We start from the raw sequence: 12,124 nt of genomic DNA, 5'->3' as shown, positions 1-12,124 counted from the left end.
ATGAAGACCTACTCCATTGCCCTGATCCCCGGCGACGGCATCGGCCGGGACGTGACGGATGCCGCCTGGTCGGTGCTGCAGGTCGCCGCAAAAACCTGCGGCTTCGCATTGAACGGCACCGAATTCCCCTGGTCGTGCCGGTTCTACAAGGAGACGGGGCGGATGATGCCCGAAGATGGGATCGAGATCCTGAGACCGTTCAATGCCATCCTACTGGGTGCCGTCGGCTGGCCGGCCGAAGTGCCCGATGCAGTATCGCTTCATGGTTTGCTGCTGCCGATCCGTAAGGCCTTCGTGCAATATGCCAATATCCGGCCGCACAGGCTGCTGCCGGGCGTGCAGGGCCCGTTGCGAGCGCAAAAATTCGATATTCTCTGCATCCGTGAAAACACCGAGGGAGAGTATTCGGGCGCCGGTGGCCGCGTCCATCAGGGTACGGCCGATGAAGTGGCGGTGGAGACATCGATCTTTACCCGCACTGGCGTCGAGCGCATCCTGCGCTTCGGCTTCGAGCAGGCCCGCGCCCGGCGCGGCAAGCTTGCCTCCGTCACCAAGTCCAACGCCCAGAAATATTCCATGGTGTTCTGGGACGAGATCACCGCCAGGCTTTCGGCCGAATATCCCGATGTCGAAGTATCGAGCTATCACATAGACGCCATGGCAGCTCGCATGGTGATGGCGCCGGAAAGCCTCGATGTCGTCGTCGCCTCCAACCTGTTCGGCGATATCCTGACCGATCTTGGCGCCGCCATTCAGGGCGGGCTCGGATTTGCGGCTTCGGCCAACATCAATCCGCAACGCAGCGCGCCCTCGATGTTCGAACCGGTTCACGGTTCGGCTCCGGATATTGCAGGGCTCGGCATCGCCAATCCGATGGCCGCCATCTGGTCCGGGGCGATGATGCTCGATCATCTGGGCGAGAGGGATGCGGCAAGCCGCGTCATCGCAGCCATGGAAAGTGCGACAGCGCTCGGCATCGGCACCATCCAGGGCAGAGACCGCACGGAAACCATCACCGCCGGCGTCATTGCCGCGCTTTCATGACCGCAGAGGACCTCATGTTGAATTTGAAGGACAAGCAGCTTTTCCGCGACAAGGGATTGATTGACGGTCGCTGGCTCGGCGCGGCGTCGGGCGCTACAGTGGATGTTCACGACCCGGCCAAACAGGCAGCCATCGGCACCGTGCCCGATATGGGTTCCGCGGAAACCCGCCTTGCGATCACCGCCGCCGAGCACGCGCAGCGGAGCTGGAAGCGCAAGACCAATGCGGAACGCGCGGCCCTCCTGGAGGCCTGGCACGATCTCATGCTTGAAAACGTCGATGATCTTGCCCTCATCCTGACGACGGAACAGGGTAAACCACTCGACGAGGCGCGCGGAGAAATCCGCTATGGCGCGTCCTTCGTCAAATGGTTCGCCGAAGAAGCGCGCCGCATCAACGGCCATACGATTCCCTCCCCCACGCCCGATCGCCGCATCATCGTGCTCAAGGAGCCGGTGGGTGTCTGCGGCATCATCACGCCCTGGAATTTTCCCAATGCCATGATTACGCGCAAGGTCGCGCCGGCTCTCGCGGCAGGCTGTACCGTCGTCATCAAGCCTTCTGAATTCACCCCCTACTCCGCTCTCGCACTCGGATTTCTCGCCGAACGCGCGGGTATTCCGGCCGGCGTCATCAATATCGTCACCGGTATGCCGGCCGATATCGGCGATGAGATCATGCGCAACGAAACCGTGCGCAAGATCTCCTTCACCGGCTCGACCAGGGTGGGCGCGCTTTTGATGCGCGGCGCCGCGGACAACATCAAGCGGCTAAGCCTCGAGCTCGGCGGCAATGCACCCTTCATCGTCTTTAACGACGCCGATCTCGACCTGGCCGTCGAAGGCGCACTTGCCTCCAAATTCCGCAATGGCGGCCAGACCTGCGTCTGCGCCAACCGGCTTCTCGTGCAATCGGGAGTCTACGACGCCTTTGCGGCCAAGTTGAAGGCAAAGGTCGATGCCATGAAGGTCGGGCCGGGCACCGAGGCAGGCGTGTCGATCGGCCCAATGATTAACCGAGCGGCCATCGAGAAGATCGACCGGCATGTCCGCGACGCCTTGACCAAGGGTGCTACGATTATCACGGCGGCCCGCCAACTGCCCGACGGCGGGCAATATACCGCTCCCATCATCCTGACCGGCGCGACGACGGACATGGAGCTTGCCGGCGAAGAGACCTTCGGACCGGTCGCCCCGCTCTTCCGTTTCGAGACCGAGGAGGAGGCGATTGCGATCGCCAACGGCACGCCCTTTGGATTGGCCTCCTATTTCTACACCGACAATCTCAAGCGCGCCTGGCGCGTCGGCGAAGCTCTGGAATTCGGCATGGTAGGGCTCAATACGGGGTCAGTTTCGATGGAGGTCGCGCCCTTCGGCGGCATCAAGCAATCCGGCATCGGCCGCGAGGGTGCGCAGGCCGGTATCGAGGAATATCTCGAAATGAAGAGCTTTCACATGGGCGGGCTCGCCTAGATCTGATGGCATACCCGCCCTGACGATCACGAGGCCCATGGTATCGAATACCGGCTCTGGCTTCTTGCCATCCCGCAAACGGCTCGACCCTGCGCAAGCAATTGCGGTTGCGAGACAATGAAAGTGATGCATAGATCATGACCGGGGCCCGCCAATGAAATCCATCAGCACGCGTCGGGCGGATATGGAGTGGACATGATCATTCGTTCTTGGCGAGCCGTCGCCGGCTCAGACGAGGTGCTGGCCGCTTACGCAAGGCATCTTGAAACGACAACTTTTGTCGAAATGGCGCAACTGCCCGGCCACCTTGGCGCGACCCTCGCCCGCAAAGTGCGAGGCGAAAACAATGAGCTGGTGGTCATGAGCTTTTGGGCCGACATGATCTCTGCCGGCCATTTCGGCAAAGGCGACTTTGACGATGCGGTGGTGAAGCCGAGCACGCAGAAACTTTTGCACTCCTTCGATTTGAAGGTCGAGTATTTCGAGACCGTGGTTTCGACCGGGCTTGTCGGCGGCCGGGACTCCGCCCTTAACGACGGATAGATCAGTCCCACCAGAGTCCGACGATTATCGTCACTGAAACTTGTCCAGCATCTTGTAGTAAAAGCCCACGAACGGCAGGAACCACGGTTTGCCGAAATGACCAGGCACAGCCGGCCAGTCGACATCCTTCATGGGATTGCGATCCTCGCGGCCGAGCATGGCATCGGCCATGATCATGCCGAGATGCGTCGACAGTTGCGCGCCGTGGCCGGAATAACCCATCGCATACCAGGCGCCGTCATGATAGCCGGCGCGCGGATAGCGGTCCTTGGTCATGTCAACCAGGCCACCCCAGCAATAATCCACGTCGACGCGGGCAAGCTGCGGGAATATCTCGGCCAAGCCTGCCTTCAGGATTGCGCCGCTCTTGGCATCGGAACGGTGATCGGAGGTAGCAGAAAATCGCGCCCGTCCACCGAAGAGCAGCCGGTTGTCTGGCGACAAGCGAAAATAGTTGCCGATATTCATCGAGGTGACGCAAGTGCGGTTTCCGGGCATGACCGAAGCAACCTCGTCCGCCGTCAGCGGCCGGGTCGCGATCAGAAAGCTGCCGACCGAGATGATCCGCCGGCGGAAATAGCCGAAATTCGGCGTCGTATAGGCGCCGGTCGCCACCAGCACGTTGTCCGCGGTGATCTCGCCGCGCGGGGTCACCAGCCGATGTCGGCCCTCTTCCTGGGTCCGGCTCGTGACAGGCGCGGCCTCGTAGATCACCGCGCCGTGGCGGACAGCTGCATCGGCGAGACCTGCCGCATACCGGCCCATATGCATCATCGCACTCTTCTTGAAAAGCATCGCCCCATGAAAGGGGGAGCCGACTTCGGTTTTGAGGTCGCTGGGCGAGAGCAATGCGGTGTCCGGATCGACCTCGGCGTGAACAGCTTCGAAATTACGGGCGATCGAACCGAAGTGCTGTGGTTTCGACGCCAGCTTCAGCTTACCCGCACGACGAAAGTCGCAGTCGATCCCTTCTTCCGCAATGAGAGCTTCGATCGTATCGATGGAAGCATCGATCGCCCGATACAGCGCGACAGCCCTGTCCTTGCCGAGTCCGGCCTTGGCCGCCGGATAGCTGTGCGCAAGCCCGTTGTTCAGATGACCGCCATTGCGGCCCGACGCGCCCCAGCCGACACGCTCGGCTTCTAGGACAACCACCCTGGCGCCCGCCTTTGCCAATTGCCGGGCTGCGGAAAGCCCGGTGAAACCGCCTCCTATGATACAGGCATCGAAATGCCCTTCGAGCGGACCTTGCCGTCCCCCCGCAAAGGCTGGTGACGTATCATGCCAGTAGGAGACGAATTTCATCGGCTACACCTTCCCTCAAAGCCCGACGACGGCAGGCAGTCCGGAGATGTCCGATATCTCGATATATCCGTAATAGGGATTGGCAGGCTCATGGCCGCGGTTGACCCAGACCTTGTTCTTGACGCCGAGATCATGTGCCGACATCAGGTCATAGCGGAAGGAGGAGGAGCAATGCAGAATATCCTCGGGCCCGCAACCAAGCATATCGAACATGTATTCGAACGCCTTGAAGCGCGGCTTGTAGGCATTGGCCTGCTCGGCGGTATAGACCGCATGGAACGGCGCACCGAGCTTCTCCACATTGGACATGATCTGGCTGTTCATCGCATTGGACAGGATTACCAACGGGATCTCCTTGGCGACCTTGGCCAGCCCGGCCGGTACATCCGCATGTGGCCCCCAGCCGGGCACGCGTTCGTAGATCGCGTTGGCATCCTCAGCGCGAAATCGAACGCCATTGGCGCGGCAGGTCCGCTCGATGGAATTGTGAACGACGGCGGCGTAGGGCTTCCAGTCGCCGAGGATCTCGTCCAGCCGGTAGGCGGCGAAGTTTCTGGTGAACTGCTGCATCCTCGCTTCGTCGAGCTGCGATCCATAAATATCGCGCGCCGCCTCGGCCATTTCAAAATTGATAAGCGTGCCGTAGCAGTCGAAGGTGATGTATTTCGGCCGGAAAGGCGCCATGTGCGTTCGTCCTCTATCTAAAGGGCATCTGCGATCTTCGCTCAGACGATCATAGGCCGAAGTCCTGCGGCGGGCGTGATCGAATTGGCGTCTCCGCAAAGCATATTGTTCCGTATGCACAGCGTCGTTTGGCAGAGTGTTGCAGCTGCAAGGCAACGCGACACCGTTTCTTGGGCCATTGGCGAGCCATGGATAAGGCATCGACAGCATAAGATGCGGCCAATCGCATTCCCTACGGCGAAAGATATCACGACAAAGCACGCCTTCAGTTGATCTGCCCCGCGCGCATCACCGAGACTTGAGACAAGGAAAGGATGCCTCATGCGAACCGACGACATAAACCTGGTCAGCTTCACATCGGAGCATGTCGACGGCGCCCTGGCGCTGTCGCGCCAAGCCAAATGGCCCCATCGTGCCGAGGACTGGCACATGGGTCAGCGCTTAAGCCGCGGCATCGCAGCGGTCGACGAGGCGGGCAGCGTCGTGGGCACGATCCTGATGACTCCCTATGGCGAGGATTGCGCGACGATCAATATGGTGATCGTCGATGAAGCGATGCGCGGCCGCGGCCTTGGCCGCAAGCTCATGGACGAGGCGATGGCGCTTGCCGGCGGTCGCCCCCTGAGGCTCATCGCGACGACCGACGGCCTGCCGCTCTATCGCAAGCTCGGCTTCGTCGCCGAGGGGGAGATATTTCAGCATCAGGGACATCTCGGCGATCTTGTCCCGCTCGGAGAGGTAGAGGCTGCAGCCGCTGGTGATTTTCCCGCAATCAAGGCGCTTGATCGCGCGGCCTTTGGTGCCGATCGCGGCACGCTCCTCGATGTGCTTTCGGCCGTGGCACAGGTGGCGGTCGTTCGGCGCAATGGTCGCGTCGAATCCTATGGAGCGCTGCGCGCCTTTGGTCGCGGCGATCTGATCGGACCCGTGGTGGCATCGAGTGCCGCGGATGCGAAGTCGCTGATATCAGCGCTTGCCCTTCGCAAGTCGAGTTCTTTCCTGCGCGTCGATACGAATGAAGCCTCGGGACTGACCGGCTGGCTGGCGCAGATCGGCCTCGACCATGTCGGCGGCGGCATCGCCATGCGACGGCAGACTGGCGAAGCGATGGTCAGCCAGGACGCAAGGATATTTGCATTGGCCAATCAGGCTTTCGGATAATCTGGAGAACATCATGCTCGCCAACTCGCTGATCGAACTCGATCGCGCGCACCTCATCCATCCGGTTTCATCCTATCGCGGACACGAAAAGCTCGGCGTGCGGGTATTGAGATCCGCCAAGGGCGCAACCGTCACCGATGCATCTGGCCACCAGCTGGTCGATGGATTTGCTGGGCTCTGGTGCGTGAACGCCGGCTACGGGCATGAAAGCATCGTCGAGGCGGCAGCTCGCCAGATGCGCGAACTGCCCTATGCGACCGGCTATTTCGATCTCGGCTGCGAAGCGGCCATTCGGCTGGCCGCCGAACTTGCCGACCGCGCACCAGGCGATCTCAACCATGTCTATTTCACGCTCGGTGGATCTGACGCCGTCGACAGCACTGTGCGTTTCGTGCGCTATTACTGGCATGCCAAGGGCAGACCTGAACGCGATCAGTTCATCTCGATCGAACAGGGTTATCACGGTTCCTCGACCGTGGGGGCCGGGTTGACGGCGCTACCCGGTTTCCATGCCGGCTTTGGCGTGCCGTTTGACTGGCAGCACAAGATTCCCTCGCCCTATCCGTATCGCAACCCTGTCGGCAGCGACGCGGATGCGATCATTGCAGCATCCGTCCTCGATCTCAAATCGAAGATCGAGGCGATCGGCCCCGAGCGGGTGGCGGCATTCTATGCCGAGCCGATCCAGGGTTCGGGCGGCGTCATCGTACCACCGATGGGTTGGATGAAGGCGATCCGCGACCTTTGCAGCCAATACGATATTCTCTTCATCGCCGATGAGGTGATAACGGGCTTCGGGCGGACGGGACCGCTGTTTGCCTGCTCGCATGACGACATCGTCCCGGATTTCATGACGACCGCCAAGGGTCTGACCTCCGGCTACGTGCCGATGGGCGCAGTCTTCATGTCGGATCGCGTCTACGATGTCATCGCCGATGCCGCGGGAGATGCTGCGGTGGGCCATGGCTACACCTACTCGGCTCACCCCGTCAGCGCGGCGGTCGGTCTGGAAGTGCTGAAGCTCTATGAAAACGGACTGCTGGACAACGGCATCAAGGCAGGTGCCCGACTGATGAGCGGCCTGGAAGGCCTGCGCGATCATCCACTGGTCGGGGATGTCCGCGGCCGGGGAATGCTGGCTGCGGTGGAACTCGTGGTCGACAAGGACAAGAAGACGCCATTGCCGAGCGCCGCCATGCCCGCACGCAGGATCTTTGACCGCGCGTGGGACAACGGCCTCGTGATCCGCGCCTTCACACAGGGCGTCCTTGGCTATGCGCCGCCGCTATGCTGCACGGACGATGATATCGACACGATCCTGGAATGCACCTTGAAGACCCTCGACCAGACATTGGAGGACCCCGACGTGCGGGAGGCCATGCGTTGAGGTGGCAAACGCCTCCCATTGCATTGGCGAAATGTTGGTCGAACGCGGAAATTCGGAATTTTGTGCCGCGACATACCATCAATTCGGAGACTCCGCCGTTCAGGAGCTGCCAAACTGCTTCCTAGGACGGCTGAAAACCGGCTTTTCCGCGGTCTTGACGGGAAAAATTCCGCCCTGGGGCCAAAATTTTATGCTGCCGGCGATCCTTGACCGAGCAAAGTATGAAGGAGAGCATGACTTGGCCAGAGACTTTCACGACTTCAAATACCTCACCTTCGACGTCGTTGGCACGCTTATCGACTTCGAGGGCGGCATAAAGGCTTCCCTTGCGGAGATTGCAGCGGAAGCCGGCACCTCCATCGACGGCGAAGAAGCATTGAGGCTCTATCGCCAGGCGCGCTACAGCGAGGACGCGGATCTCTTTCCGGACGACCTCGCGCGGGTCTACATGGTCATTGCACCCGCCCTCGGGCTTCCGGCGGAGGAGCGATATGCGCTGCGGCTGCGCGATTCCGTGGCAAGCTGGAAGGCGTTCGACGACAGTGCCGAGGCTCTTGCCGAGCTTGCCAAGACTCATCGCCTTGTCGCCATGACAAATGCTCGCCGTTGGGCGCTGGACCACTTTGAAAAGAGACTGGGATCGCCGTTCTTTGCGGCCTTTACGGCCGACGACACCGGTACTGAAAAGCCCGATCCGGCCTTCTTCGAACAGGTCTTCGAATTCGTCGCCACCAAAGGGGCGAGCAAGGACGACATTCTGCATGTCGCGCAGAGCCAGTATCACGATATCGGCATTTCGCGAAAACTCGGCCTGACCAACTGCTGGATCGAGCGCCGTCACGCCCAAGACGGCTACGGTGGAACGATAGAGCCCGATAGCTTCACCAAGCCCGACTATCATTTCCCGTCGATGGCGGCATTCGCCTCGGCCGTCAAGGAAGCGCTGCCGAACACACATTAATGCGACCCGGGAAAGCTCGCGAAAAAGACGGGCACCCATCCAATCAACAAAAAAGGGGAATGACATGACCGACAGAATTGTAAACTGGACCAATGCCGACGAGGCAATGGTGGAGAATGCGATCCGACGCGGAGCAACGCGGCGCGATCTACTGAAGCTGATGCTGGCTGGAGGCATTGCGACATCGGCGGCAGGTATCGTTCTCGGCCGCGCTACGCAGGCCGTGGCAGCGACACCCGTCTCGGGCGGTGCCCTCAAGGCAGCCGGCTGGTCGTCCTCGACCGCCGATACCCTCGACCCCGCAAAAGCCTCGCTATCCACGGACTATGTACGCTGCTGCTCGCTCTACAACCGCCTGACCTTCATCGATAAGGCCGGCGTGACGCAAATGGAGCTTGCCGAGAGCATCGAGAGCAAGGACGCCAAGACATGGACGGTCAAGCTGCGCAAGGGCGTGACGTTCCATGACGGCAAGGACCTGACGGCAGACGACGTCGTCTTCTCGCTGAAGCGCCATCTCGATCCGGGTGTGGGATCGAAAGTCGCCAAGATCGCCGCGCAGATGACCAGCTTCAAGGCAGTCGACAAGTCGACCATCGAGATTTCCCTGGCCGATCCGAATGCCGACCTGCCGACGATCCTTGCCCTGCATCATTTCATGATCGTCGCCAACGGAACGACCGACTTCTCAAAGGGCAACGGCACCGGAGCCTTCGTTCTCGAAACCTTCGATCCAGGCAACCGCTCGGTCGTCGTGAAGAACAAGAACTACTGGAAGTCGGGCCAGCCCTATCTCGACTCCTTCGAATTCTTTGCCATCAGCGATGACAATGCGCGTGTGAATGCCCTGCTTTCGGGCGACATTCATTTTGCAGCAGCGATCAACCCGCGTGCGATGAAGCTGATCGATGGCCAATCGGGCTTTACGCTGTCGAAGACGACCAGCGGCAATTATACCAACCTCAACATGCGTCTAGACATGACCCCGGGCAACAAGAAGGATTTCGTCGACGGGATGAAGTCTCTGGTCAATCGCGAGCAGATCGTCAAATCCGCACTGCGAGGCCTTGGAGAGGTTGCCAACGACCAGCCTGTCTCCCCAGCCAATATCTACCACAACAGCGATCTGAAACCGAAAGCCTTCGATCCCGACAAGGCCAAGTTCCATTTCCAGAAAGCCGGCGTGCTCGGGCAGTCGATCCCGGTGATCGCCTCCGACGCGGCGACCGCCTCGATCGACATGGCGATGATCATTCAGGCCGCCGGCGCCGATATCGGCATGAAGCTCGATGTCCAGCGTGTTCCTTCTGATGGCTATTGGGACAATTATTGGCTGAAGGCGCCCATCCATTTCGGCAACATCAATCCGCGCCCGACGCCTGACATCCTGTTCTCGCTCCTCTATGCCTCGAATGCGCCGTGGAACGAGAGCCAGTACAAGTCCGAGAAATTCGACGGGATGCTTGTCGAAGCGCGCGGCTTGCTGGATCAGGCCAAGCGCAAGCAGATCTACGGCGAAATGCAGACGATGATTGCCGAAGAGGCTGGCACCATCATTCCGGCCTACATCTCGAATGTGGATGCTCTCTCGAGCAAGGTAAATGGTTTGGAGGCAAATCCTCTCGGTGGCATGATGGGTTATGCGATGGCGGAGTATCTCTGGCTGCAAGCCTGACGGCGACTGCCCCGGGGACGGCCCGCGCCGCCTCGGGGCTTGTGTCCGCACATGCTATTTCGTTTCATAGAACGCCGCAGGAGCGCTTCGTTTGAGATCTGAGGTTCCCCTACTTGTCCTGAACCGGCTCTTTATCGCGATCATCACCTTGCTGATCGTGTCTTTCGCCGTCTTCTTCGCCACCAGCATGCTGCCGGGCGACACCGCCTCCATCCTGCTGGGTCAGGCGGCCACGCCCGAGGCGGTCGCGGGCTTGCGCAAGGCCATGCATCTCGATGAGCCAGCAATCCTACGGTTTGTGGGATGGCTTTTCGGCCTGGCAAAGGGCGACCTTGGCATTTCCTATGCGAATAACATGCCGGTTGCGCAGCTGATCGGTCGTCGCCTGCTGGCGACGCTTGAGCTTGCCGCCATAACGACGGTCGTTTCGGTGCCGCTCGCGCTGCTGCTTGGCATTACCTCGGCGATGCTTCGCGGCTCCTACTACGACCGGCTTGTCACGATCATTTCGATCGGAGTGATCTCGGTGCCTGAGTTCATGGTGGCGACGTTTGCGGTGCTATTGTTCGCCGTTTATCTGCGCTGGCTGCCTGCACTTTCCTCCATCAACGAAGCGCACACATTCTTCGACATCCTCAAGATCTACGCCATGCCGGTCATCACGCTTACCTTCGTGATCTCGGCCCAGATGATCCGGATGACGAGGGCGGCACTGATCGAGACGCTGAAGACACCCTATGTGGAAATGGCTTTGCTCAAGGGGGCCTCGCGCAGTCGCATGGTGTTCAAGCACGCATTGCCGAATGCGCTCGGTCCCATCGTCAATGCGATCGCGCTTTCGCTCTCCTATCTCGTCGGTGGCGTGATTATCGTCGAGACCATCTTCAATTATCCAGGTATCGCCAAGCTGATGGTGGACGCCGTCGCGACCCGTGATCTGCCGCTCATCCAAAGCTGTGCGATGATTTTCTGCGTTGCTTATCTCTTGCTGATCACCACGGCCGACATCGTTGCCATCCTGTCAAACCCGAGGCTGCGATGACCATGAAAAGTTTGGCTCACCGTACCCCCTCCATGCTTGGCTACAACGTCAGCCCCATTGGCATCGTGGCATTTGCCATCATCCTCGGCTGGACGATCATCGCCCTGTCAGCACCCTATATTGTTCCCTATTCTGTCGGCGAAATCGTCGATAGCGACTATTTCGGCCCAATCAGCCACCAATTATGGCTGGGTTCGGACTATCTTGGCCGTGACATGTTCTCGCGAGTGCTGATGGGCGCGCGCTATACGGTCGGCATTTCATTGGCTGCGGTCGCGCTTTGCTGTTTTTGCGGCGTGACGCTCGGCATGATCGCTGCCGTTATCGGCGGATGGTTCGACGCGATTTTGAGCCGGTTTCTCGACGCTCTCAACTCGATCCCAAGCAAGCTTTTCGGCCTGGTCGTCGTTGCCGCCGTCGGCTCGTCCATTCCCGTGTTGATCCTCACTCTTGCCGTCATCTACACACCCGGCGCCTACCGTTTTGCCCGCGCGCTTGCCGTGAACATCAACACCATGGATTTCATCACCGTTGCGCGCACTCGCGGCGAGAGGGTCGGCTATATTATAGCCTCTGAAATCCTGCCGAACATTATCCGGCCGGTTCTGGCGGACTTCGGCTTGCGCTTCGTCTTTGTCGTGCTCCTGCTATCGGGCCTTTCCTTTCTCGGCCTCGGGCTGCAGCCGCCCTATGCCGACTGGGGAGCCCTGGTCCGCGAAAATATCGGCGGCCTGCCCTTCGCCGCACCCGCGGTGATCGTGCCATCATTCGCCATCGCCAGCCTCACCATCAGCGTCAATCTGCTGATCGACAACCTGCCGCGCAGGATCAGGGACAGGAGCGCATGACG

General features: G+C 60.2%; 11 protein-coding genes. 9 read left to right on the top strand and 2 right to left on the bottom strand.

Annotated features, from left to right (window positions below; translation table 11 throughout):
- The 3 genes from ACIQWP_RS03990 (at position 1) to ACIQWP_RS03980 (ending at position 3,059) form a co-directional block, all read left to right on the top strand.
- Positions 1–1,044 (top strand): tartrate dehydrogenase, encoded by a 1,044-nt coding sequence (locus ACIQWP_RS03990; protein ID WP_402782627.1) that lies wholly within the window; start codon positions 1–3, stop codon positions 1,042–1,044.
- 14 nt (positions 1,045–1,058) lie between these two features.
- A complete protein-coding gene (locus ACIQWP_RS03985) occupies positions 1,059–2,516 on the top strand; it encodes an NAD-dependent succinate-semialdehyde dehydrogenase (RefSeq protein WP_402782625.1) in 1,458 nt (485 codons plus the stop codon).
- Between the two features lie 195 nt (positions 2,517–2,711).
- Complete coding sequence (locus ACIQWP_RS03980) at positions 2,712–3,059, top strand: hypothetical protein (RefSeq protein ID WP_402782623.1); 348 nt, start codon at positions 2,712–2,714, stop codon at positions 3,057–3,059.
- Positions 3,060–3,089: 30 nt separating this feature from the next.
- On the opposite strand, the gene ACIQWP_RS03975 is transcribed toward ACIQWP_RS03980, so the two are convergent.
- On the bottom strand, positions 3,090–4,364 hold the full coding sequence (locus tag ACIQWP_RS03975) for an NAD(P)/FAD-dependent oxidoreductase (protein WP_402782621.1): 1,275 nt from the start codon (positions 4,362–4,364) through the stop codon (positions 3,090–3,092).
- 15 nt (positions 4,365–4,379) lie between these two features.
- Positions 4,380–5,048 (bottom strand): haloacid dehalogenase type II, encoded by a 669-nt coding sequence (locus ACIQWP_RS03970; protein ID WP_402782619.1) that lies wholly within the window; start codon positions 5,046–5,048, stop codon positions 4,380–4,382.
- Positions 5,049–5,369: 321 nt separating this feature from the next.
- Between ACIQWP_RS03970 and ACIQWP_RS03965 the strand changes: the two genes are divergently transcribed.
- The 6 genes from ACIQWP_RS03965 (at position 5,370) to ACIQWP_RS03940 (ending at position 12,122) form a co-directional block, all read left to right on the top strand.
- Positions 5,370–6,209, top strand: a complete 840-nt coding sequence (locus tag ACIQWP_RS03965; RefSeq protein ID WP_402782617.1) for a GNAT family N-acetyltransferase — start codon at positions 5,370–5,372, stop codon at positions 6,207–6,209.
- A 13-nt stretch (positions 6,210–6,222) separates the two neighbouring features.
- Entirely contained in the window at positions 6,223–7,596 is a 1,374-nt protein-coding gene (locus ACIQWP_RS03960; RefSeq protein ID WP_402782615.1) for an aspartate aminotransferase family protein, read from the top strand.
- 238 nt (positions 7,597–7,834) lie between these two features.
- Positions 7,835–8,557 carry an HAD-IA family hydrolase gene (locus ACIQWP_RS03955; RefSeq protein WP_402782613.1) on the top strand — a complete coding sequence of 241 codons (723 nt, stop codon included), beginning with the start codon at positions 7,835–7,837 and terminating at the stop codon, positions 8,555–8,557.
- Positions 8,558–8,621: 64 nt separating this feature from the next.
- On the top strand, positions 8,622–10,232 hold the full coding sequence (locus ACIQWP_RS03950; RefSeq protein ID WP_402782611.1) for an ABC transporter substrate-binding protein: 1,611 nt from the start codon (positions 8,622–8,624) through the stop codon (positions 10,230–10,232).
- A gap of 91 nt (positions 10,233–10,323) precedes the next feature.
- Positions 10,324–11,274: an ABC transporter permease gene (locus ACIQWP_RS03945; protein ID WP_402782609.1), complete on the top strand. Its 951-nt coding sequence runs from the start codon at positions 10,324–10,326 to the stop codon at positions 11,272–11,274.
- A complete protein-coding gene (locus tag ACIQWP_RS03940) occupies positions 11,271–12,122 on the top strand; it encodes an ABC transporter permease (protein ID WP_402782607.1) in 852 nt (283 codons plus the stop codon). Before ACIQWP_RS03945 ends, ACIQWP_RS03940 begins: the two co-directional genes overlap by 4 nt.
- The last annotated feature ends 2 nt before the right edge of the window (positions 12,123–12,124 follow it).

The sequence above is a fragment of the Rhizobium sp. NPDC090279 genome, from assembly GCF_044769665.1.
GTDB lineage: Bacteria > Pseudomonadota > Alphaproteobacteria > Rhizobiales > Rhizobiaceae > Rhizobium.
Note: the sequence above shows the minus strand (reverse complement) of the source record. Positions and strands in the feature narration are given on the sequence as shown.